Origin of the sequence: Martinezella hainanensis (genome assembly GCF_900094555.1) — a bacterium.
Taxonomy (GTDB): domain Bacteria; phylum Pseudomonadota; class Alphaproteobacteria; order Rhizobiales; family Rhizobiaceae; genus Rhizobium; species Rhizobium hainanense.
The window spans coordinates 474235-496011 of record NZ_FMAC01000003.1 but is presented as its reverse complement, the minus strand read 5'-3'; the positions used below and the strand labels follow the sequence as shown (position 1 = coordinate 496011).

Genomic DNA, 21777 nt, shown 5'->3' with positions numbered 1-21777 from the left:
CCGATTTTCGAGCCGATGTGTAAGGTCGTTCGGCTCCGCGACTTTTGCCGCGAAGCCGATAGCAGGCGTCAGAGCTCAGTTGATGCCAGCAGACTTTTCGAAGGCACGGACGTCTTTCAGCTCCGGATCCGGCGACGGTGCGCAATCGGAAACGACTTTCCACTTGCCGCCTTCGCTGACAGCCATGCGCGTCGTCGAGTTCGCATTGTGGCGCGGCTGACCATCGCCGAAGTACCACGGGGCGCAGAAGATATCGCTCTTGAAATCCTTGATCCCTCGCACGGCGGCAGAGGCGGTCTCGCGGTTGATATTGGCCGGATCGAGCGTCATCAGCGCCTTTTCGGCAATACGTGCCGCAAGATAACCCGCCTGGGCGAAGGTATCGCGCGGGTCGGACTTCTGGCCGTACTGATCCATGACGGCGAGCCAGTTCTGATTGTCCGGGGTCTGCGCATTGAGATCGTTGAATTCCATGTTCACATAGAATTTTCCGTCCCAACCCGAACCGATGGTGGTGGGAACAGAGAGATCATAGGCAGAGGCTGCGCTGAGGAAGGTGATCGTCTGGTTCAGGCCCTGCTCTTCAGCCGCCGTCAGCAGCGGCACGGCCACGCCCTTCGACAGGCCGAGCACGATGACATCGGGCTTGCTGGAAGCTGCTTGCAGGATGATCGACGTGGCATCAGCCGACCCCGGATCCATCAGGATCGTCTGCGCGGCAAAGCCCTTTTCCTTCGCAAGCAGCATCACGCCATCGCAGGACCATGTGCCGACATTCGGGATGTTCGGGCCGATGCAGACGACGGACTTCGCATTCAGCTTGTCGAGCGCATAACCCATAGCACCAAGCATGGAGACACGCGGGCCGGCATTGGTCGGCGCATAATTCTCAGCGAAATAGCATTCACGCGGCACGCCGACGCCGGCGACGACAAGAATGCCCGACTTCTTGTAGAAATCGGCATTCGCCCCGCATTCGACATAGCTGGAATTGCCGACCATCAGCACGGCCTTCTCGTCGTTGACGAGCTTTGCGGCGAGCTGCGCGGCGATTTCCGGATTCCACTGGTCATCCTCGACCAGATACTTGACCGGCCGGCCCTTGATGCCGCCATTGGCGTTCAGGCAATCGAAATAGGCCTTTGCTGCCTTGGTGGAATTTGAGAAGTCGTCCGGTCCGGTCTTGCCGGTGATGGCGCCGATGATGATCGGCTCACCTGTTGCCGGCTTGCCGCTATTGTCGCCGCAGGATGTGGCCGCATGCGCGCTGAACGCAGACACGAGCATTAGAAAAAGGCTGATCGCCAGCCCTCTCAGATTGATAGGCATTGTCTCCTCCCAGTTGTTGTCCCGTTCCCCACGGGCTCTTTGCTTGCCCGATTTCCGGCTCAGCCGGAAATCGCCTTTCCAGTCATGAAGGCAGCGGCCTTTGCCGCGATCATCATCGTCGGGGCATTGGTGTTGCCGGATACCAGGGTCGGCATGACGGAGGCGTCGCACACACGCAGCCCCTCGATCCCACGCACCTTCAGGTCCGGCCCGACAACGGCCATGCGATCATCCGCCCGGCCCATGCGGGCTGTGCCCGCGGGGTGGAACACCGTCTTGCAGGATTGCCGGATGTAATCGCGCAGGGCTTCGGGATCCTTCTCGACACCGGGCTTCGGCAGCAGGCGGCGCTTGACCAGCTTGGCAAGCGCCGGCGCATCAAGGATGCGGATCGCCGTTTCGACACCGCGCACCAGAGTTTCAAGATCAGCGGGGTCGGACAACAGATTGGCATTAAAATCCGTCTGCTCGGTCGGATTTTTGCTCTTCAGCCTTATCCAGCCGCGTGAGCGCGGCCGCAGATAGCACGGACCGATACTCAAGCCGTGACCCGGCTCGGGGTCACGGTCGACGAAACCGATCAGAACAGGCAGAACATGGAACTGCACATCCGGCTGTCCGGTGCCAGCCGTATCGATAAAGCCGCCACATTCGACAACGTTGGACGTCAACAACCCGCGATGCGAAGTCAGATAACGCAGCATATGACCGGCGGCCCGAAGCCCCTTGTCATGGCCGAGGATCGAGATCGGCTCGCGCGTTTCGCCCTGCACCGGCACTTCCAGATGATCCTGATAATTGGCACCGACGCCGGGCAAATCCGCTACGACCTTGATGCCGAGCGAGGAAAGATGTTCGCCGTCACCGATACCCGACAGCTGAAGGATTTTCGGCGTTGCAATGGCGCCGGCGGTGAGCGCGATTTCGCGCGATGCCTTGAAGATCGTGCCGTCGAGCAGCTCGACGCCGACGGCCTTCTGCCCTTCGAACAGGATGCGAGCGACCTTGCGCTCCGTGAACACGGTCAGGTTCGGCCGCTTCTCTGCTTCGCGCAAAAAGGCTTGCGCCGAACTCCAGCGCCGACCACCATAGGTAGTGCTCTGATAGAAGCCGACTCCGGCCTGATCCGCACCGTTGAAATCGTCATTATGGGGAATGCCGATTTCGGTCGCCGCCTTGATGAAGGCTTCGCTCAGGGGATGGCGATGACGCGGATCGGAAACGCGCAAGCCACCCTTGCTGCCATGGTACTCGCCGTTCAGCCGCTCATTGTTCTCAAGCGAGCGGAAAGCCGGCAGCACATCCTCGTAGGACCAGCCCTGGCAGCCCATCTGTGACCAGGTGTCATAGTCGTTGCGATGGCCGCGAATGTAGATCATCGCGTTCACGGAGCTGCCGCCGCCCAGTACATTGCCCTGCGGCACGATGCTCGGCCGCCCGTTCAGGCCCTTATCAGGGTTCGAGGCATAGGGGTGAATGTCGATGCCCTTGCCGAGCACCTTGAAGAAGGTAGCGGGGATATGGATCCATGGGTCCGAGTCCCGGCGTCCCGACTCGATCAGCAGCACCTTATGCGCCGGATTTTCCGACAAGCGGTTTGCCAGCACGCAGCCCGAGGAGCCACCACCGACGATGATGTAGTCGTAAGTCGTCATGGCTCAGCTCAACACAGTCTGGATTGTGGTGAATTCCTTCAGTCCTTCCGCGCCGAATTCGACGCCGATACCGGACTGCTTCACACCGCCGAAAGGCGCATTCGGCTGGATCGTGCCGTGCTTGTTGATCCAGACCGAGCCGCATTCGAGCTGCAGCGCATAGCGCTTCGCCTTCTCCGCATCGGAGGACCAAACGGAGCCGCCAAGGCCAGCCGGATTTTGATTGGCGCGCGCGACCACCTCATCGATGTCGCTGTAGCGGATGATCGGCAGCGCCGGGCCGAATTGCTCCTCATCGACCAGGCGCACGCCGTGATCGACATCGGCAACGAGCGTGATCGGATAGAAATAGCCCGGGCGATCCATCGGCGCCCCACCGGTCAGGATACGGCCGCCATTGGCGCGCGCATCGTCGACGAGTTCGCGCACCTTGTTGAACTGCATCTCGTTCTGCACCGGACCGAGAATGCTCGCATCGTCCAGGCCGTCACCGACGACGATCCTGGAGGCGTAGTCCGCAAGACCGCGGCATACCTCTTCGTAGATGCTGTCATGCACATAGAGGCGCTTCAGCGCCGCGCAGGTCTGGCCGTTGTTGATGAAGGCGCCCCAGAAGAGACCCTCGACGATGGCCTTCGGATCGGCATCGGGCAGAACGATGCCGGCATCATTGCCGCCGAGCTCCAGCGTCAGCCGCTTCAGGGTGGCAACGGCAGAGGCCATGACCTTCTTGCCGGTTTCCGTCGAACCGGTGAAGGTCATCTTGGCGATGCCGGGATGGGCGGAAAGTGCGGCACCGATGCTGTTTTCGCCGGTGACGACGTTGACGACACCCGGCGGCAGAACCTCGTTCATGATCTCGACAAGACGAATGGTCGAAAGCGGCGTCAAGGGCGACGGCTTGATGACGACCGTGTTGCCGGCACGGACAGCCGGAACGATATGCCAGCAGGCGATCATCACAGGCCAGTTCCAGGGCGTGATCGAACCGACGACTCCGATCGGCTTGCGATGCAGCTCGACGCGACCTTCATTGTCATCCTGCAGGATCTCGACCGGCAGATCGAGTTCGGCGGTGTGGCGGGTCCAGGCGAGCGCGCCGCCGATCTCGAAGCGTGAGCCGAGACCATTCAGCGGCTTGCCCTGTTCACGCGTCAGGAGTTGGGCAAGCTCTTCACCATGCTCGCTGATTTTTTCCGCAACGGCACGGCAGGCGCTGGCTCGATCCTCGTTCGATACCTGCGACCAGCCTTTGAAGGCTTCCGTCGCGGCGGTAACGGCACGATCGAGATCCGCTTCGCTCGCAAGCGGCATAAAGCCGACCACATCGCCATTCGAGGGATTGGCAACCGGCGCATGATGGGACGTGGCAACAGGCTCGCCACCGATAAGCAGGGTATACTGCTTCACGACATTTTCCTCCCGTGACTTTCGGAAGGACTATGGCTGCTACCGCAAAACCCGTCTTGGGGAGAAACGCGCCTCGTCTTGGACTGAAGCGCAGATGGCGCTTCAGTCCAATCTATGCGCCGGCTCGGCAGCACGAAGCAGCTCGCTCGGCGCGCAATCAAACAGTTCCTTGAAGCTGCGATTGAAATAGGAAATGTCGTTGAATCCTGCCGAATAGGCGACTTCGGCTATCGTCGTCGGGTTACGCTGCTCTTTCAGCTGCTCGATCTTTTCGCGCGCAAACCGCAGCCGCTTGTCGCGAATGACCGTCGTGCAGGTCATGCCCATGCCCTGGAAATCCTGCTGCAGGGTACGGATCGAAACGCCGAGGCGCGTTGCCAGCCACTTGGCATTGAGGTCGCTCTCGGTGAGGTGCCGATCGATCAGAATATCGACCATCTGCATGCGCTTGCTGGCACTTTCATGCAGCGAATTCAGGCTCGCAGTCTGAAGGCCGGTCGAAAGGAACGCCTGACGCGTCGTATCGAACATCAGCTGCCGTAAAAACGGCGAGGCGGCTTCGCTGTCCGGCGTCGTCATCATCTTGGCGATCAAGGCCCGAAGCATCACCGCCATCGGGTCGCTGGCTTCCAGCTTTCGGGCGACGTCAAAATCGATCTTGCTCTCCGAATACATCAGCTGGCGCGGCAGGTGCAGCGAGAGATGATTGGAGAAGTGTCCGCGAAAATAGAAAGTGGTCGGCCGGGTGGAATCGACAAGAATACATTCGCCGACATCGAGGATATTCTGCTGACCGGAATGCTCGACGCCACAGACGCCCTCCAGCTGCAAGATCAGGAAAAGATGCTCGTTGGCATCGCGGCGAATATCGTCCCAATCGCGGTGGACATAATCGAGATCGTTGGAGACATGGGCAAACTCCATGCCGCAGACATCGATGCGGCTGGCCGTGCCGACAACGCTATCGCCGCGCTGCATCAGATGCGGATTGAAGCTGCCGCAAATGCTTTGAAGATCGTCCGCCCATTGCTCGTAGGGCGTCGGCGACCATGTCCGGTCAACCAGGCTGCGGTTCTGCAACAGGTCCAACTCCGCCTCCCAACAGTGTCAGCACTGTGGAAGACTGCTACAGATCCCTCAAGGCGTCAATCAAATACTTAACACATTAACGAAATCGACGAGGCGTTCATTCCTCGCCGCCCGAGCCGTTCTCCAATTTCAGCGAAGCAAGCTCTTCCAGCATGTCGAGAAGCTTTTCGACGCGTTCCACGCCGAAGCGAGCGTCGATATCGGCATAGACCTTCTGGCTCTCGGGCATGACATCCTCGACGATCGCCTGACCCGCCGCAGTAATCTGCAGCAGCACCCTGCGGCCATCGGCATCATCCTTGTGCTTGGTGATGAAGCCGCGCTCCTCAAGCGAGCGGATCATGCGCGTCAGGCTCGGCGCCAGGATGGATGCCTTGTCGGCCAATTCCGTCGCATCAAGCTGGCCGCCTTCATAGAGAACGCGAATGACGCGCCACTGCTGCTCGGTCACATCATGCGCCGCGAGGATCGGCCGGAAATGGCTCATGACAGCTTCGCGCGCGCGCAGAAGACCGATCGCCAGCGAGCGGCGGCGATCGCGCAGCGGCCGCTTCGTTTGTGTCGCCGTAGCGCCCTGCTCCGGACGCTGCTTGACATCACCATCTGTCTTATTTTGCATGTGTGCATATTCGCCTGAATTACGGTTCTCACTGATTAACATGAGAATCATTCAAAGCAAGGCGATTGCGGGATACTCTAACAGCTCGACGTTCCCAATTTCGACGGTTCAATTGCCGCACTCCTGCCGACCGCGAACGGGCGTCTCAACATTCCCTCGGACCTTCAGGGCGTTCTAGGGAGTAGCCGCGGGCAGAATAAATTTGTTGAGTATCGCATCACCGATCCCGTCTGCCGCAGGGTTTCCATAAAGCCCGGCATGAATGAGTACAACCATGTCAAGCGAGGGGATGATCACCAGGTGTTGCCCGCCGTAGCCGAAACCCGCAGCCCAATCCACTTGACGTTGGTTCACCAGCGAACGCCCCAGCCAGAACTGAAAACCATAGAAATATGAGCCGGGACCGTTGATCTGAGGCGTCGTTGCCTGCTGTATCCACGCCGCCGGTACGATCTGTTGGCCGTGCCATATACCTTTGTCGAGTACGAGCTGTCCGATTTTAAGTGTATCGCCAGGCAGCAACCGAAGCCCGGATGCCGCTACCGGTTCTGCAATTTGTGGATAGGGATGCCAATCGGCATGCGAAATGCCGAGCGGTTTGAACAGATTTTCCTCGGCCAATTGGTCGATCGTCTTCCCGGTCGCTTGATGAAGCACACAAGCAATCAGGGCAGCCGAACCACCGCTATAGTTCCAAACCGAACCCGGCGAATGTTGGACAGGCTGCTCGAGCGCGAAGCGACAAGGGTCGTCGGCACGATCCATGCGGGTTTCGCTGTTCTCCGGGCTGCCGTAAGGCAGATGCTCGTTCCAGGTCAGCCCGCTCGACATTGTCAGCAGATCGCGCAACGTGATGCGATCTTTCTCGGGCGAGTGAAGATCAGCATAGTTCGGAAGAAGTGCAAGAACAGGTTGATCGATGTCGCGCACCCAACCCTTGTCGATCCCTATGCCAAGAACCAGTGAAACGACGCTCTTGCTTATCGAGCGGAGATCGTGGGGGACCGAGGGTCCGAAGGTGACATCACCGAGCTGCTGCCCCCACCTCTCGTCGGAGCCGGAGTAGTATTGCTCGAAGATCAGTTTGCCGTGCCGCGCCACAAGAATGGCATGCACGTTTGTCTCTTTCAGGTCTGCGCCGCGCTGGACAAGGTTGCACAACAAGTTTGGATCGATCCCGACATCCGCAGGTCGCGCGATCTCCCAACCGGCAGCCTTACCACTTGGGGCTCCGCAATTTGCCTCGGCGTAGGCGTAGGCAGAAAATGCAAGCCCGAAGCAGAAGCTGAGAGTTAGAATTCGAATGATAGAAGCTATCCGATACATCATAATTGCAGCTCCCTTTTTGGGCTCAATGCGTTCTTGGTAAAAGAGGCACCGCCCATGAGAAGCTCCGCAAGAATACTCGCCAAGGGGGTCGAAATCTTTCTCAATTGCACCGCTAAAACCGCCGTGCACGGGCAAGTGTGCTCAACGCGTCGGACCTAAGGCACCTGCACGAGACGGCCGCTGCCTCTGACTTCGGAACGCCGCAGCACCGGGTGTCCATACAATTCAATATTGCCGCTGCCGCTGATCGATACGTCTGCATCGGCAGCAGCAGTGACCTCAGCATCACCGCTGCCGCGAATACGGATCTTCACGGATTGAGCGGCCAGTTCCTTGAGACGAGCGGTACCGGAACCGGAAACCTCCAAGTCGACCGTACGCGCGCTGCCTGTGGCGGTGACGCTGCCACTGCCGGATATACTCAGGCGCAGGTCGGTTTGATCCAGCTGCGACAAGGCGAGATCGCCGCTGCCGCGCACCTTCCAATCGGTGACGAGCGGCCCCGACAGGCTGACCTCGAATTTGGAGCTGGACCAACCCGGATTGCAATCCAGGCTCAGCCTGCCGCCCTGCAGCCTGACATGATCGAGAAGCGCTGGATCGCCGCTGATGACGGCCTCCGCCTTTCCGCCCGGCTGATACTGCACGGAGGCAGGAATATCGATCGCCAGGCTGCCATTGGAGCTGAAAGGCAGGATAACCTGCCGGCTGCCGGAGGCAGCAGATCCGCAACTGGACTGCATGCCACCCCACCAATGCCCTGCGTTTGCCCAATCCGACCCGGAAAGCCCGATACCGAGCGCTAGAAAGACGAATGCACAAATCAACCCGGTCGTCGCGACAGTCGCCAATTTCCCGTTCATTGTCCATTTCCTCCAAGGATGTGTAGTCCGGCGCTCAAGCTCGGCCTTCGTCCACTTGCGCCAAGCGGAAATGCAGGCGCGCATATTGCCCAAGCATGCGTATGCCCAAGCTCAGCCCCATCAGCAGCAAGGCACCGCCGCCCACGGAGCAACTCACCAGCCCGGCACCGATAAGCAAGCGGGCCAGCATGCCGACGGAAGGCAAGCCGATATGGAACAGTATGGTCGTAACGACGATCTTCAGACCAACGGCGCCAACGGCCACCAGTGCGATCGCAAGGCCGAGCGTGACGAACATCGCCGCAAACAACAGAGGCAGCAGGAAGAAGATATCGACGATAGCAAGGCCGGCCAGCGCCATCATGGCAGCCAACAGGTTCGGCACGCTCCAATGTGCCTCGAAGCGGCGCAGCCCGACATCCGCACGCAGCTCCCTTGCGATCCTGGCGGGATCGCCCAGCGCAGCAGAAACCTCCTCCTCGCTTCGGCCCGAGGCTTCGGATTCGGCAAAATGGGCAGCATAATCGGCCACGATATCGTCAACCTCGTGGGGAGGCAGGCCCGCAAGTCCCAGTCTCAGCGTGCGCAAAAAGGCTTCCCTGGTCATGGCAAATCCTCGAGTAGCTTGTCGACGGCGCCTGCTAGCGAACGCCAATCGCGGCGATGCGCTTCGAAAATCGAACGCCCTAGCGGTGTGAGCCGATAATATTTACGCGGCGGCCCATTGTTCGATTCGACGATGCGGGTCGCAACCAGTCCGTCGTTCTGCATCCTGCGCATCAACGGGTAGATCGTTCCTTCGCCCATGCCGACCGCCGCAACCAGCGTACTCGCAATTTCATAGCCGTAGCTTTCGCCCCGCGAGAGCACGGCAAGGACGCAAAGATCGAGTACGCCCTTTCGCAATTGAACTTGGATCGAGTCAGTCATGAACGCCTCAGCTTTACGGAATGAATATAACAAGCTATCTGTTTATGCAAGATAGCTGCCGCTAGAAGGTTGAGCCGCAGCATTTTTCGAGAACTATGAAGGCTCGGCGCTTGTTCATGACGCTACGCTCACCGCCCGATCCCCGGTATCCGTCTCTCGCCAAAGGAGTTGTTATAATGATCCGCCTCGACTTCATCCTTGTCGTCTTCCTATGTCTTGCGACCCCGCTGGCCCACGCCGCCGGCTTCCAGCAGATCGAAGTTCCGGGCGATGGTGCTCTTCCCGCGATCAAGGGAGGCGTCTGGTATCCATGTGGTCAACAACCAAGCGATATTAAGGGCGGCTCCCTCACCGTGACTATCGCCAAGGATTGTCCGGTTGCTGGCGAAAAATTGCCGCTTGTCGTCATTTCACACGGCAAGGGCGGCACGTTCATCGGCCACCACGACACGGCTGAGACACTGGCGGATGCCGGCTTCGTCGTCGTCGCCATCAGTCATCCCGGCGACAATGCCTTGGACAAGAGCCGGATCAACGACTTCTCGATCTTCGTCGAGCGGCCGGCCGATATCAAGCGGACGATCGATTTCATGCTCGGCCCATGGCCGGACGCCGGGAAGATCGATGCCGCGCATATCGGACTGTTCGGCTTCTCACGCGGCGGATATACCGGGCTCATCGCCATTGGTGCCAACCCGCATTTCGGCAAGCGCCTCAGAATGTGTGAGGGCAATAACAGCGCACTTTGCGATCAGGTCCACAAGGGCGCTCTTCCGGAACTGACCCATGACCTACGCATCAAGGCCGCGGTGATCGCCGACCCGCTCAGCGTTTTCTTCACGCCGGATAGCTTCAAGGCGGTGAAGGTCCCCGTGCAGCTCTGGGGATCGGAGCGCGGCGGCGACGGTGTAACGCCGGAAAGTGTCGTGGCGATAGCCAACCAGCTGCCGGAAAAGCCGGAATTTCACGCCGTGCCCAACTCACAGCATTTCGACTTCCTGCCTCCTTGCCCACCCGAACTGGCAAAAGCTATGCCGGTAATCTGTGCCGATCCACCCGCTTTCGATCGGGCCGCATTTCACCGGGAATTGAATGCCGCGACACTCGCATTCTTCCGCAAGCATCTGGTGAGTGCGCAATAGCCCGCTGACGCCCCGGCATTCGATATGGCGACCATCGCAATGGTTGAAACCAGCTCGCGAATCCGATCAGATCGAGGCATGATGAAAACGATACGGATAGCGGCGGCTTTGCTGCTGCGCCCCGATGGGGATTTGCTGCTCGTGCGCAAGCGCGGCACGGCGGCCTTCATGCAGCCGGGCGGCAAGATCGAACCGGAGGAAGCACCCGAGCAGACCCTCATCAGGGAGCTTTTCGAAGAGTTGAGACTTGTCGTCACAACGGAAGAGCTGGTGTTCCTCGGCAAGTTTCAGGCATCGGCAGCCAATGAGCCGGAGCATATCGTCGTTGCCGATCTCTTCCGCCTGCATGTCGGCAATATCGAAATCACGCCAGCGGCAGAGATCGAAGAAATCCGCTGGGTATCACCACAAGATCCGGGAGATATCGCAATGGCGCCGCTTACCGAGCATCATGTCCTGCCATTCTACCGGCAACAGGACATATCCACGATGTGACTGACATCCAACCCAGGCAAAGCGCAAGTCGAAAAAGCCCCACACTGTCCTTGGCAAATGAATATTTGAGCTACCATACTGCGCATCCGCCACTGGCGCGATTCGAATATTGTGATAAAATAAGAAAATAACATATTTAAACTTACATCTCCTGATATTTACTATGAAAATAAACCAACGACAAAGAATATCTAAAGTTCTGTCAATTTTTATTGAAAGCAAAAACAACTTTGGATACATAAATAAAAAACATTGCGTGAGGCCGAAAATGAAAAAGGAAAATACCGCCAGCCACGAAAGGTTTATTGAGCTCACAAGCAAGATTGTATCTGCCTACGTACTTCGCAATGCGACCACGCCGGAAGATTTGCCGAGGCTCATCACGGAAACTTATTTGGCACTTACAGGCTCTCAGCAGCCTGTAACGTCGGCAACCGCAGTGGAAAAACTGTTGAAGCCGGCTGTACCGATCAAGAAATCCATAACCGATGACTATCTGATCTGCCTCGAAGACGGCGGAAAATACAAGTCGTTAAAGCGGCATCTAAACAGCAAATATGGCCTCACGCCCGAAGAATATAGAAGGAAATGGGGCCTGCCCGCGGATTATCCGATGGTTTCCGCCTCTTATGCAGCCACAAGATCGACGTTGGCAAAGAAGGCTCTCCTGGGCCATGCGAAAAGCGTAACCGACATTCCTCCGGCGGTCGAACCACCACGGCGCCAACGCAAGGCCGGCTGATCCGGATCTTTTCGTCACGCGCCATAATCAAGCGATCCGTTCTTTGAACGGGCGATTGACTTTTATCTGAACAAAATTGATCGCAGGCGTTGGGACGCATCAATTCAACGCTGCGTTCCGGCAGCCGGCGTCGCATCCATCAGGGTGTTTCAATCGTCCTCGCATTGACGGTGATCGCACGACCGGCAAACCAACCGTTGATCGCAGCACCGAGACCGAGCAGCAGAAACAGGACGGAACTCCAGGCAAAGCTTCCCGTCCAACCATGAATCATGCCGACCACGAGCGGACCGATCGCAGCAAGCAGGTAACCTACGAATTGCGCCATGCCAGAGAGATGCGCGGCGACATGTGCATCGGGCGAACGCAATACGATGACAGTCAGCGCTACAGCGATCAATCCACCCTGCCCGACGCCCTGGAGTACCGCCCAGAACCAGACCGTCCAGAGCGGAGCAAAGAGCAGCCCCAGCAGGGCAATGACGGCAATTAAGCAGAGGATGACATTGATCGCCCGCTGATCCTTACCCTTAACGGCGATATGAGGCGCCACCAGGCAAGCAGCCGCCTGCACCATGACCGAGGCAGACACGATGACGCCAGCTGTGACACCATCAAGACCACGTTCGCGCAGGATGGGTACCAGCCAGCCGAAGACGCAATAGGCAAGCGCCGATTGCAACCCCATGAAAAGCGTTACCTGCCAGGCGATGCGATCACTCCACAAACCGGTAACGCGAAAACCAGTACGCCGCGCCTGGGTGCGCGCTCCGATCACCTGCGGCAACCAGAGAAGTCCGACGGCGAAAGCCGGCAGCGCCCAAATTGCGAGCGCGCCGCCGAGCGATCCACCAAGAGCATGCTCGACAGGAAGCGTAAAGCCGGCTGCGCTCGCAGCGCCTGCGCATAGCGCCATCGTATAGCAACCCGTCATCAGCGCCGCCTTATCGGGAAAATCGCGCTTGACTACGCCGGGCAACAGCACATTACCGATGGCGATGCAGGCGCCAGCCAACGCGGTGCCCAAGAATAGCAGCGAAATCGAGGAAAAACCCCGTAGCGACGTGCCCACCGCAAGCATGAAAATGACGCCCAGCAGGACACGCTCTGTCCCGATGCGCTGCGCGAGCCTTGGCGCAAGCGGTGAAAACAGCCCCATGCAGATGACAGGCAAAGTCGTAAGAATACTGGTTCCGAAGGCGGAGAGACCAAGTCCGGTCCGTATCTCCGGCAAGAGCGTCGATGCGCTTGAAAAAACTGGCCGCAGATTGAAGGCGATGAGCACAAGGCTCGCACCCAGCAGAAACCTGCCGATCGGCGACTTGCCTCCATGCGGCAACGGTGCCGGAATTTCATCGGCCTCGGCATCGATCAATTCGACGGAGGCGAGATTTTGCGAGAGCTTGGTCATGACATAAGCAACCGATCAAGAGTAGCGACGATGGGGGCCATGAAGCGGCGCACAGCTCTATCGGCCGTTTCGGGATTGCCGGCTTCGATAGCATCGACGATAGCGATATGCGCCAGCATATCCGGCTCGGGAATGCCCTCGCCCAGCGTCGCCTCGATGGTCTCAGCAATCGAGAGAGAGAAGAACTCGTAGATCTCGATCATGGCCCTGTTCTGCGAAGCCGCAACGACAGCTTTGTGGAAGGCAAGGTCACGCTCGATGAACGTAGCCTTGTTACCACCGGCATAGTTGCCACGGGTAACCAGCAAGGCGCGCAATTGCGAAACGACCTCCGGAGAATGGCGTAGCGCCGCAAGGCGGGCGGCCTCGACCTCCAGCGCAAGCCGAGCCTCGAACTGATCCCTCAACCCGGCACGGCGCGCCATATCCAGCGGCCGGCTGACATCCGTATTTGAACGAACATAGGTGCCGGACCCCTGCCGGGTTTCGAGATAACCCTGGGATACCAGCACTCTTACCGCCTCGCGGATCGTGCCACGGCTGACGGAGAGCATCGACGAGAGGGATGCTTCGTTCGGCAGCTTTTCGCCGACGAGCCAGCGTCGGCCGGTAATCTCGCTGCGAATTGCCTCGACGGCCGTATCCGCAAGCGTGGTTTTGGTCAGAGCACGCATGATTGGATCTCATCAAGTCATCAGATGACTTTATCACTTAGACAATCGACAGTCCTCAGTCAATCTTATTTTCAGCGAGACGAACGCTCGGCTGGCTAGGGCGATGTGGCGTCTCCGACGAAACCGAAAGCGAAGATGATAGGCATGCCTACCAGAAACCCCGGGCGAAGAATTGGAGCAGGTTTGGCGCTGGCCGGAACCTTCCGAGGTTGAACAATGCCTATCTTGTGGCGGGAAACCCCTATTTGATGGCACCCGAGCGGGCCATCATGGCGAGACCGAGCGCTGCAGCCAGAGAGAACGCCGCCGGAAGATAGAAAACGTTCGGAAGCCCTAGATAGGCAACACCGACACCCCCAACGCCGCCGCCAAGCGCACTGGCAAGCGCCGGCGAGCTCATGAAGATCGCCGAAGCCGTCGCGACCGCATTCGGAAGGAGCCTTTGGGCAACGATCAGCCCGAGCACCATATAGAGCCCCCAGACACCGCCCATCAGGATCTGGCCAGCAAACATGCCCATAGCCGTCGGCCAGGCCGCAAAACAGAGGTTGGCCATAACGCCGCAGATCGCGGCGACGCACATCATCCATAGAATGCCGATCCGTCGCGCCAAAAGAACGCTAAACGGCATCAGGATGAGTTCGATGAATGGCTGCGTTCCGATCACCGATCCCTGAATGGAAGGATCAAGCTTGAGCTGGTCTTGCATGTAAAGCAGTAAGAATCCGTATTTGATCGGCTCGCCAGCATAGACCAGCACGTAAAGGCCGGTGAAGGCCAGAAGCGGCAGCATCTCGGACCAGCCGACATGACCGACGGCATCAGTCTTTTTATCGGCTCGCTGTCTGGGCGTGGCCAAGGCATGCTGGGTTCCGAGCGGAATGATCTGCGCGAAGAAGCAGATCGCCGTTCCCCACAGCATGGGGCGGAGGCCGATTTCGACCGCGCACCAGGCACCCAAAAACGGCCCGATGACCCAACCGGCCGTCAAGGCCATTCGGATGATGGCGACCACGCTATCGTTGGCACCGGTTCCTTTCGCTTTGAGATCGTCATGAATGGCAGTGAACAGCTGCGATGTGGCCGATCCTGAAAAACCCAGAATGACTGTGCCGATCACGAACGGCATCCATGGCTTGGTGGAAAGCGCAATCCCCGCCCAGCCGAGGGCGCCGGCAATGGCGCAAAGCCGGAAAAGGCCGAAACGCCTGCCACTTCTGTCGGAATAGCTGCCGACGAGGTAGCCGGCGATCGGTGCCGTCAGGCCGGTCAGATAATAGAGCCCCGCCACCGGCAAGGACGCCCCGAGTTCCTTCACCAGGAAGAGGACGATTTGCGGCAACGAAGCCGATGTCGCAAGGCCGGAGAGAAACAGCGCAAGCGTCGCGCCGCGATAGAGTGGCGAAGCCCAAACCTGCTGGATCGCGGTGGCCCTGCTGGGGGTCGTCAAGGATCGCGCGTCCATAGCCTCATCATCCGTCATATCGGTTGCCGAAACGAATTCTCCGGCTGATCGGCACGCAATGATCCTGATCGATTGCAGCCAAACCAATCTCGGCCGCCCGATGGACAACATGCCTTCATCCCGGGTGCTGTCTATCCTTCCGCCAAAGCTGGCAAAGACGCAAATGGTTGCATCCGGACTTCCGCCCTCACGCCGGAGTTATCCACATCATTCATAGTACCAATGAGCGAGATCAAATCTCAGCCGGGCATCGCCCTTGAATAGGCAGCCAGGATGAAGCGCTCCGCCTGAAACAGATATTTCTCCAGCGCCTCGGCAGCACTTGCCGGCGCCCCCTCCTCCAGATGCGCAAGAATAGTCGCGTTCTGGCCGACATAGGGAGCATGCAGATATTCGGGATCGCGGATCAAGCCGAACACCAGACGCAACTCCAGCGAGATCTGCGCATAGAAGGCGGAAAGCCTGGGACTGTCCGCAAGCTCGACGATCGCTGCATGAAAGGCAATATCGGCGCTACCGACCTCCAGCCATTCGCCGCGATCACGATGCTGGACGGCAGCCTCGATGGCGGCACGCATCTTGTCGACGCTCGGATGGCGGTGATGTGCATTGGCAAGCGCCGAGCACTCGATCAGGCGGCGAATATGGAAGATATCCATGATCGTCGAGATGCTCGGCGTGGAAACGAAGACGCCGCGATTGGCTTCGTGACGCAGCACGCCCTCTTTCGTCAGCAGCCGGAAGACTTCGCGTAGCGTATTGCGCGAGACCTGCAGCTCCTCGCAAAGAGCTGCCTCGGACAGATGACTGCCCGGCGACAGCGTACCGCTGATCACGCGCTCGCGGATGCGGGCAGCCGTCAGTTCCGCCAGCGTCTGCCCCGTCTCTGCGACTGATGTCGGCTCGATGCTCGCAAGATTTGTCTGCTTCATTTGCTCTCCCGGCGCCTGCGCTCAATCGTCTCCGATGCCTGCCCGTATCAAGCATTTACTGGAAAGCGAGTGGAGCTCTCATGCTTGTCTACGGCTGTCGAACTGCCCCAACAGGAAAGTCCGTTGGACGATTTTATGCAGGTTTGTCCCCATTTTTGATTGGCAATACGAAAATTGTTGAACAATATAGACCAGATTGTTGTTTGATGCTATCTCATGCCCTAACAAATATAATGGGAACGCGGATACAGATGTTCATGAGACGCCTGTTTTGTAGAAAAACATCGCCTGCTTTTGCCGGGTCGCAATGGGTGTCCGCATGAGCGTGCTACGATCCGGCCCTGACGGCGATCTCGGCGAGCGCATCTGCATGATCGATGCAAAGTGTGACACGGCCATCATCCCGGACGCCATGAACGACCTGCCCAATATCGAGGTAAGCGCATGACGAATGCTACAGGCGACAACAAACCGCTTCTGTCTGTAGCGGATCTGACCGTGCGGTTCGGTGAAAACCGCGTGGTCGAGGGGCTTTCCTTTTCGGTCGAACCGGGCAGAACGCTTGCGGTTGTCGGCGAATCCGGCTCCGGAAAGTCGGTGACCTCGCTCTCGGTCATGCGCCTCGCAGACATGATGGGTGCGCGCTTCGAAACCGGCAGCATCCTCTTCAATGGCAAAGACCTGCTGAAACTCTCGCAGAGGGACATGCGCTCCGTCCGCGGCAAGGAGATCGCCATGATCTTCCAGGAGCCGATGACCTCGCTCAACCCCGTCTTCACCATCGGCGACCAGATCTGCGAAGTCCTTCTGCTGCACGAGAAGATCGGCAAGTCCGCCGCGATGGCTGAAGCCCGACGCCTGCTCGAAATGGTGCGTCTACCCGATGCCGAGGCGCTGTTGACGCGCTACCCGCATCAGCTGTCCGGCGGCATGCGCCAACGCGTCATGATCGCCATGGCGCTCGCCTGCCGCCCGAAACTACTGATTGCCGACGAACCGACGACGGCGCTCGACGTGACGATCCAGGCGCAGATCCTCAACATCATGCGGGATTTGCAGAAGGATCTGGGCATGGGCATGATCTTCATCACCCATGACATGGGTGTTGTCGCCGAAATGGCCGACGACGTCGTGGTGATGTGGAAAGGCAAGAAGGTCGAGGAAGGCCCGGTTCGCGAGATATTTGCCAATCCGCAGCACCCTTATACGAAGGCTCTTCTCGCCGCGGTGCCGAGACTTGGCAGCATGACCGGCCAGGATTTTCCGAAGCGCATGCCCTTGACCATTCTCGATGGCGGCGAGCCCAAAATCGTCGGCGAGGAGCGGGTGCAGAATACCGCCCGCTACGACCAGCAGCCGCTGCTGTCCGTGCGCGATCTCTTTGTGCGCTTCGATATCAAAAAGAACATATTCGGCCAGGTCACGCATCGCTGCAGTGCCGTCCAGAAGGTCGCTTTCAACATTCACCCCGGTGAGACGCTGGCGCTTGTCGGCGAATCCGGCTCGGGAAAATCGACCATCGGTCGCACCATCCAGCAATTGCAGAAGGCACGCTCGGGCGAAATCACCTTCAATGGCAAGAGCTTTGCCGCCATGTCGGCACTGGAACGGTTCCGCCTGCGGCGCGACGTGCAGTATATCTTCCAGGACCCCTTCGCTTCGCTCGACCCGCGCAAGACTGTGGGATTCTCGATTGCGGAACCGATCAACACCCACAGCATCATTTCCGGATCGAAAGAGGTGCGTCGCAGGGTCGATGAGCTTCTGGAGCGCGTTGGCCTGACATCCGCCCATGCCGATCGCTACCCGCATGAGTTTTCCGGCGGCCAGCGCCAGCGCGTCTGCATCGCCCGCGCACTTGCCTCCGATCCGAAGCTCATCATCGCCGACGAGGCGCTTTCCGCCCTCGACGTCTCGATCCAGGCGCAGATCATCAACCTATTGATGGACCTGCAGGCCGAGCGTGAACTTGCCTATCTATTCATCAGCCATGACATGGCCGTGGTCGAAAAGATCAGCCATCGCGTCGCCGTCCTCTACCTCGGCCAGATCATGGAGATCGGCAGCCGGCGGCAGGTCTTCGAAACCCCGATGCACGCCTATACGCAGCGCCTGATCTCGGCCGTGCCGATCGCCGATCCGACACAGGAGCGCAGAACCGCTCTCATCGAGGGCGAGATCCCCAATCCCGTCCGCCGCGTCGGCGACGAGCCACCGATCCTGGCTCACGAGGAAATCACTTCAGGCCACTTCATCGCCAAGAGTGCCTGAACGACCGCCAACCATAGCATCGATCTGAAGAGGAAACAGGTTCAATGAAAACAATGAAATGGGGATTGAAAACCGCTCTGACCGCACTCGTCATGTCGAGCGTCACCATCAGCGCCGCTCCGGCCTTCGCGGCGGGCAAGCTCACCGTGTCGTCGTCGCAGGACCCGGGCAGCTGGGACCCGATCGACACGTTCCTGGTGGCATGGGCTGCCGTCTCGACCAACATCTTCGATGGCCTCACCTATCGCGGCCCCGATCTCAAACTGGTGCCGGGCCTTGCCGAATCCTGGGAAGAACTGGATCAGGGCAAGCGCATCCGCTTCAAGCTTCGCCACAATGTCAAATTCCATGACGGCGAGCCCTTCAATGCCGAGGCGGTGAAGTTCACCTTCGATCGCCTGCTCGGCGAGCAGGGCGCCAAGGGACCGCAGCGCTCGAACTACACCGCGATCGAAAGCGTTGACATCATCGACGACTACACCGTCGACATGAAGCTGAAAACGCCCGATCCGGTGCTTTTGACGAAGCTCGCCGGCTATGGCGCGATGATCGTTCCGCCGAAATACATCAAGGAAAAGGGCGAGGATTACTTCAATCTCAACCCGGTCGGCACCGGTGCATTCAAGTTCGTTTCCTATACGCCGAAGGTGAACATCAAGCTCGAAGCCAATCCGGACTACTGGGGCGGCGCTCCGAAGCTTTCCGAGCTCGAATACCGCTTCATCAGCGAGCCGGCGACCGCCGTTGCCGAACTTCAGGCCGGCCGCGTCGATATCGTCATCCCGCCGACCATTCCGATCGGCATGCTCCCGGTCATCCAGGGCGACTCCAAGCTCGAAATCGCCAGTGTTCCCGGCCCGACAGTCGACGCGCTGCGCTTCAACACCCGCGATGGCATCACCGCCGATCCGCGCGTGCGCAAGGCGATCATCATGGCCGTCGACCGCGACACGATCGTCAAGTCGATCCTCGCGGGCCAGGGAACCGAGATCGTCAGTTTCCAGAACTCGCTTTCCTTCGGCTACGATGCCGATCTGAAGCCGCTTCCCTACGATCCTGCAGGCGCAAAGAAGCTGCTTGCCGAAGCTGGCGTGAAGCCTGGCGCTGCACTGCAGATCGACATTCGCGGCAATGACGCGACGATGAACGAAGTGGCGCAGGTCGTGGCAAGCTATCTGCAGATGGTCGGCCTCACCGCCACCATCAAGCCCTATGAAACCAACGTTCTGCTGAACGACATCATCCCGCAGGGCAAGACCGGCGCGATGTTCCAGCAGAAATGGGGCGGCTGGACCTTCGACTACGACAACACCGCCTATTCGATGTACCACTCCGGCGAAAAGTGGAATCCTTATGAAAAGGATGCCACGCTCGACAAGCTCTTGGAATCGCAGCGTCCCCTCACCGATCGCGCCGAGCGCGAGAAGGTGCTGAAAGACATCGGCAAGTATGTCGCCGACAAGGCGCTGGAACTGCCGCTCTACAACAGCAACGCGATCTACGGCGTCAGCAAGCGGGTCAAGGGCTTCGTGCCCGCACCCGATACCCGCATCAAGCTGAACGAAGTCACCGTCGACTAATCATCCAGCAGGACGCCGCCGGCTCGGTCGGCGGCGTCGTCCGAAAGCTCTCGGGGTAAGAACGTGGCCGGTTTTCTCATCAAGCGATTGCTGCAGGCGATTTTCGTCGTGATCGCCATCACTCTTCTCGTCTCATTCGCCATCCGCCTCACGGGCGACCCTGCCCTGATGATGTTTCAAGGCGGCGGCAGCATGACGGAAGACGATCTCGCGCGCATTCGCGCAGCGCTTGGCACGGATCAGCCCTTCCTCGTGCAATATTTCACCTTCCTGAAGGGGCTGCTGACATTGGATTTCGGCCGGAGCTTCACCGGCGGAACGCCGGTTTCCCAGCTGATTGCCAATGCCCTGCCGGCAACGCTGCTGCTCGCCTTCATCTCCATGGTCGTCTCGATCGCGCTCTCCATTCCGCTCGGGATCAAGGCAGCGACGGCACGCGGCAAGACGGCGGATCAGATCATCCGCGTTCTCTCGTTGCTCGGCCTCTCCTTCCCGAACTTCTGGCTGGCGCTGATGATGGTGCTCTTGTTCTCCATCACGCTCGGCTGGCTGCCCCCGAGCGGCATGGTCGGGATTTCGAGCTACGTGATGCCGGCCGTGACGATGGGCGTGATCCTGACGGCAACGAATGTGCGCCTGGTGCGGACCGCCATGCTGGAAACGCTACAATCGCAATACATCATGGTCGCGCGTGCGAAGGGCCTCAGCGAAAGCAAGGTGCTCTACAAGCACGCGCTGCGCAATTGCGCGATACCGCTCATCACCTATTTCGGCATCCAGTTCGGTGGCCTGCTGGGCGGCATCGTCGTCATCGAGCGCGTCTTCAATTGGCCGGGTCTCGGCACGCTGGCATTCGATGCCGTCGGCGCCCGCGACTATCCGGTCTTGCAGGGCGTGATTACCGTGCTGGCGCTGTTCATCGTCGGCGTCAACCTCCTCGTCGACATCGCCTATGGCCTTGTCGATCCCCGCATTCGCACGGAGTAAGCCGATGGCCGCCACGATCTCACGCCGTTCGCGTTTCTACAGTTTCGAATTCATCGTGGGAGCATTGATCACGGTCGTCATCTGCCTTGCCGTGCTGCTCTCCGACGTGCTCTTTCCCGGTGGCGCCGAAAAGATCGACTTGATGGCACGGCTCGCAAGACCCTTTGCCAGCCTCGCTCACCCCTTCGGCACCGACCCGCTCGGGCGCGATGTACTTGCCCGCGTCGTCGCAGGCGGCAAGATATCGCTGACCGTCGGCCTGACTTCGGTCATTGGCGGCGTGGTTCTTGGCGTGCTGGTCGGCCTTGCGGCGGGCTACTACCGCGGCATCTGGGACATGTTGCTGATGCGCTTTGCCGACATCCAGCTCGCCATGCCCTTCATTCTCCTCGCTATCACCTTCATCGCCATCGTCGGCGGCAGCCTGACCAACACGATCATCCTGCTGATCGTGTCGCAATGGGTGCAATATGCCCGCCTCGTACGCGGCTCGGTGCTCAGCCTGCGCGAGCGCGAGTTTATTCTGTCGGCACGTGCGATCGGCGTCAAAGACTGGCGCATCATCTTCCAGCATCTGCTGCCGAACCTTGTCGGGCCGGTGATCGTGCTGATGACGCTGAACATCGCCAACAACATCCTGCTTGAAAGCAGCCTCACTTTTCTCGGGCTGGGCGTAGATCCCACTATCCCGAGCTGGGGCGGCATGCTGGCCGACGGACGAACCTATCTGCAGACCGCGTGGTGGGTGAGCCTCTTTCCTGGCCTCGCAATCCTTTTGACTGTGCTTGGCCTCAATCTCCTCGGCGACTGGCTGCGCGACAGCCTCGACCCGACTGGCAGAACGACAAGGTAAG

General features: G+C 59.2%; 21 protein-coding genes. 8 read left to right on the top strand and 13 right to left on the bottom strand.

The genetic code is table 11. The features are described from left to right. Positions 1-75: 75 nt before the first annotated feature. The 9 genes from GA0061100_RS12880 to GA0061100_RS12840 form a co-directional block, all read right to left on the bottom strand. Positions 76-1329, bottom strand: coding sequence for an ABC transporter substrate-binding protein (locus GA0061100_RS12880; protein ID WP_075853079.1), 1254 nt, complete (start codon positions 1327-1329; stop codon positions 76-78). Positions 1330-1388: 59 nt separating this feature from the next. After that, on the bottom strand, positions 1389-2984 hold the full coding sequence (locus GA0061100_RS12875) for a GMC family oxidoreductase (protein WP_075853078.1): 1596 nt from the start codon (positions 2982-2984) through the stop codon (positions 1389-1391). A 3-nt stretch (positions 2985-2987) separates the two neighbouring features. Further along, a complete protein-coding gene (locus GA0061100_RS12870) occupies positions 2988-4394 on the bottom strand; it encodes an aldehyde dehydrogenase family protein (RefSeq protein ID WP_075853077.1) in 1407 nt (468 codons plus the stop codon). A 102-nt stretch (positions 4395-4496) separates the two neighbouring features. Next, on the bottom strand, positions 4497-5483 hold the full coding sequence (locus GA0061100_RS12865) for a helix-turn-helix domain-containing protein (RefSeq protein WP_075853076.1): 987 nt from the start codon (positions 5481-5483) through the stop codon (positions 4497-4499). Between the two features lie 97 nt (positions 5484-5580). Further along, positions 5581-6102 carry a homoprotocatechuate degradation operon regulator HpaR gene (hpaR, locus tag GA0061100_RS12860; RefSeq protein WP_083961328.1) on the bottom strand — a complete coding sequence of 174 codons (522 nt, stop codon included), beginning with the start codon at positions 6100-6102 and terminating at the stop codon, positions 5581-5583. A 174-nt stretch (positions 6103-6276) separates the two neighbouring features. Continuing rightward, positions 6277-7431, bottom strand: a complete 1155-nt coding sequence (locus tag GA0061100_RS12855; RefSeq protein ID WP_075853075.1) for a serine hydrolase domain-containing protein — start codon at positions 7429-7431, stop codon at positions 6277-6279. Between the two features lie 155 nt (positions 7432-7586). Continuing rightward, complete coding sequence (locus GA0061100_RS12850) at positions 7587-8294, bottom strand: GIN domain-containing protein (RefSeq protein ID WP_075853074.1); 708 nt, start codon at positions 8292-8294, stop codon at positions 7587-7589. Between the two features lie 34 nt (positions 8295-8328). Then, positions 8329-8901 carry a DUF1700 domain-containing protein gene (locus GA0061100_RS12845; protein ID WP_075853073.1) on the bottom strand — a complete coding sequence of 191 codons (573 nt, stop codon included), beginning with the start codon at positions 8899-8901 and terminating at the stop codon, positions 8329-8331. Continuing rightward, positions 8898-9224: a PadR family transcriptional regulator gene (locus GA0061100_RS12840; protein ID WP_075853072.1), complete on the bottom strand. Its 327-nt coding sequence runs from the start codon at positions 9222-9224 to the stop codon at positions 8898-8900. The genes GA0061100_RS12845 and GA0061100_RS12840 overlap by 4 nt, the downstream gene beginning before the upstream one ends. A 176-nt stretch (positions 9225-9400) precedes the next feature. Here GA0061100_RS12840 and GA0061100_RS12835 point away from each other — a divergent pair, with 176 nt between their 5' ends. The 3 genes from GA0061100_RS12835 to GA0061100_RS12825 all read left to right on the top strand — a co-directional run bounded on the left by GA0061100_RS12835 (position 9401) and on the right by GA0061100_RS12825 (position 11603). Further along, complete coding sequence (locus GA0061100_RS12835) at positions 9401-10366, top strand: alpha/beta hydrolase family protein (protein ID WP_075853071.1); 966 nt, start codon at positions 9401-9403, stop codon at positions 10364-10366. 78 nt (positions 10367-10444) lie between these two features. Further along, a complete protein-coding gene (locus GA0061100_RS12830; RefSeq protein ID WP_075853070.1) occupies positions 10445-10861 on the top strand; it encodes an NUDIX hydrolase in 417 nt (138 codons plus the stop codon). 268 nt (positions 10862-11129) lie between these two features. After that, on the top strand, positions 11130-11603 hold the full coding sequence (locus GA0061100_RS12825) for a Ros/MucR family transcriptional regulator (protein WP_075853069.1): 474 nt from the start codon (positions 11130-11132) through the stop codon (positions 11601-11603). A 139-nt stretch (positions 11604-11742) separates the two neighbouring features. Here the strand turns inward: GA0061100_RS12825 and GA0061100_RS12820 are convergent, their stop codons facing one another. The 4 genes from GA0061100_RS12820 to GA0061100_RS12805 all read right to left on the bottom strand — a co-directional run bounded on the left by GA0061100_RS12820 (position 11743) and on the right by GA0061100_RS12805 (position 16085). After that, the gene (locus GA0061100_RS12820) at positions 11743-13014 is read right to left on the bottom strand and encodes a CynX/NimT family MFS transporter (RefSeq protein WP_075853068.1); all 1272 of its coding nucleotides are present in this window, start codon (positions 13012-13014) and stop codon (positions 11743-11745) included. Beyond that, on the bottom strand, positions 13011-13688 hold the full coding sequence (locus tag GA0061100_RS12815; protein WP_075853067.1) for a FadR/GntR family transcriptional regulator: 678 nt from the start codon (positions 13686-13688) through the stop codon (positions 13011-13013). Before GA0061100_RS12815 ends, GA0061100_RS12820 begins: the two co-directional genes overlap by 4 nt. A 241-nt stretch (positions 13689-13929) precedes the next feature. Beyond that, a complete protein-coding gene (locus GA0061100_RS12810) occupies positions 13930-15138 on the bottom strand; it encodes an MFS transporter (RefSeq protein WP_244557822.1) in 1209 nt (402 codons plus the stop codon). Between the two features lie 254 nt (positions 15139-15392). Then, the gene (locus GA0061100_RS12805) at positions 15393-16085 is read right to left on the bottom strand and encodes a GntR family transcriptional regulator (protein ID WP_075853066.1); all 693 of its coding nucleotides are present in this window, start codon (positions 16083-16085) and stop codon (positions 15393-15395) included. Between the two features lie 319 nt (positions 16086-16404). On the opposite strand from GA0061100_RS12805, the gene GA0061100_RS35380 reads away from it, so the two are divergent. The 5 genes from GA0061100_RS35380 to GA0061100_RS12785 all read left to right on the top strand — a co-directional run bounded on the left by GA0061100_RS35380 (position 16405) and on the right by GA0061100_RS12785 (position 21776). Continuing rightward, positions 16405-16533, top strand: coding sequence for a hypothetical protein (locus GA0061100_RS35380; protein WP_280173822.1), 129 nt, complete (start codon positions 16405-16407; stop codon positions 16531-16533). Continuing rightward, entirely contained in the window at positions 16530-18356 is a 1827-nt protein-coding gene (locus tag GA0061100_RS12800; RefSeq protein WP_075853065.1) for an ABC transporter ATP-binding protein, read from the top strand. Before GA0061100_RS35380 ends, GA0061100_RS12800 begins: the two co-directional genes overlap by 4 nt. 44 nt (positions 18357-18400) lie before the next feature. Further along, positions 18401-19936 (top strand): ABC transporter substrate-binding protein, encoded by a 1536-nt coding sequence (locus tag GA0061100_RS12795; RefSeq protein WP_075853064.1) that lies wholly within the window; start codon positions 18401-18403, stop codon positions 19934-19936. A 63-nt stretch (positions 19937-19999) separates the two neighbouring features. Then, positions 20000-20923, top strand: coding sequence for an ABC transporter permease (locus tag GA0061100_RS12790; RefSeq protein ID WP_075853063.1), 924 nt, complete (start codon positions 20000-20002; stop codon positions 20921-20923). 4 nt (positions 20924-20927) lie between these two features. Further along, positions 20928-21776: an ABC transporter permease gene (locus tag GA0061100_RS12785; RefSeq protein ID WP_075853062.1), complete on the top strand. Its 849-nt coding sequence runs from the start codon at positions 20928-20930 to the stop codon at positions 21774-21776. Position 21777: the final 1 nt, after the last annotated feature.

Bases quoted from the DNA above. Each gene is read 5' to 3' on its own strand.
- GA0061100_RS12825 (WP_075853069.1), top strand. From the start codon at position 11,130: ATGAAAAAGGAAAATACCGCCAGCCACGAAAGGTTTATTGAGCTCACA.
- GA0061100_RS35380 (WP_280173822.1), top strand. From the start codon at position 16,405: ATGAGCGTGCTACGATCCGGCCCTGACGGCGATCTCGGCGAGCGCATC.
- hpaR (WP_083961328.1), bottom strand. From the start codon at position 6,102: ATGCAAAATAAGACAGATGGTGATGTCAAGCAGCGTCCGGAGCAGGGC.
- GA0061100_RS12800 (WP_075853065.1), top strand. From the start codon at position 16,530: ATGACGAATGCTACAGGCGACAACAAACCGCTTCTGTCTGTAGCGGAT.
- GA0061100_RS12820 (WP_075853068.1), bottom strand. From the start codon at position 13,014: ATGACCAAGCTCTCGCAAAATCTCGCCTCCGTCGAATTGATCGATGCC.
- GA0061100_RS12880 (WP_075853079.1), bottom strand. From the start codon at position 1,329: ATGCCTATCAATCTGAGAGGGCTGGCGATCAGCCTTTTTCTAATGCTC.
- GA0061100_RS12815 (WP_075853067.1), bottom strand. From the start codon at position 13,688: ATGCGTGCTCTGACCAAAACCACGCTTGCGGATACGGCCGTCGAGGCA.
- GA0061100_RS12835 (WP_075853071.1), top strand. From the start codon at position 9,401: ATGATCCGCCTCGACTTCATCCTTGTCGTCTTCCTATGTCTTGCGACC.
- GA0061100_RS12845 (WP_075853073.1), bottom strand. From the start codon at position 8,901: ATGACCAGGGAAGCCTTTTTGCGCACGCTGAGACTGGGACTTGCGGGC.
- GA0061100_RS12840 (WP_075853072.1), bottom strand. From the start codon at position 9,224: ATGACTGACTCGATCCAAGTTCAATTGCGAAAGGGCGTACTCGATCTT.
- GA0061100_RS12875 (WP_075853078.1), bottom strand. From the start codon at position 2,984: ATGACGACTTACGACTACATCATCGTCGGTGGTGGCTCCTCGGGCTGC.
- GA0061100_RS12805 (WP_075853066.1), bottom strand. From the start codon at position 16,085: ATGAAGCAGACAAATCTTGCGAGCATCGAGCCGACATCAGTCGCAGAG.
- GA0061100_RS12850 (WP_075853074.1), bottom strand. From the start codon at position 8,294: ATGAACGGGAAATTGGCGACTGTCGCGACGACCGGGTTGATTTGTGCA.
- GA0061100_RS12785 (WP_075853062.1), top strand. From the start codon at position 20,928: ATGGCCGCCACGATCTCACGCCGTTCGCGTTTCTACAGTTTCGAATTC.
- GA0061100_RS12830 (WP_075853070.1), top strand. From the start codon at position 10,445: ATGATGAAAACGATACGGATAGCGGCGGCTTTGCTGCTGCGCCCCGAT.
- GA0061100_RS12795 (WP_075853064.1), top strand. From the start codon at position 18,401: ATGAAAACAATGAAATGGGGATTGAAAACCGCTCTGACCGCACTCGTC.
- GA0061100_RS12855 (WP_075853075.1), bottom strand. From the start codon at position 7,431: ATGATGTATCGGATAGCTTCTATCATTCGAATTCTAACTCTCAGCTTC.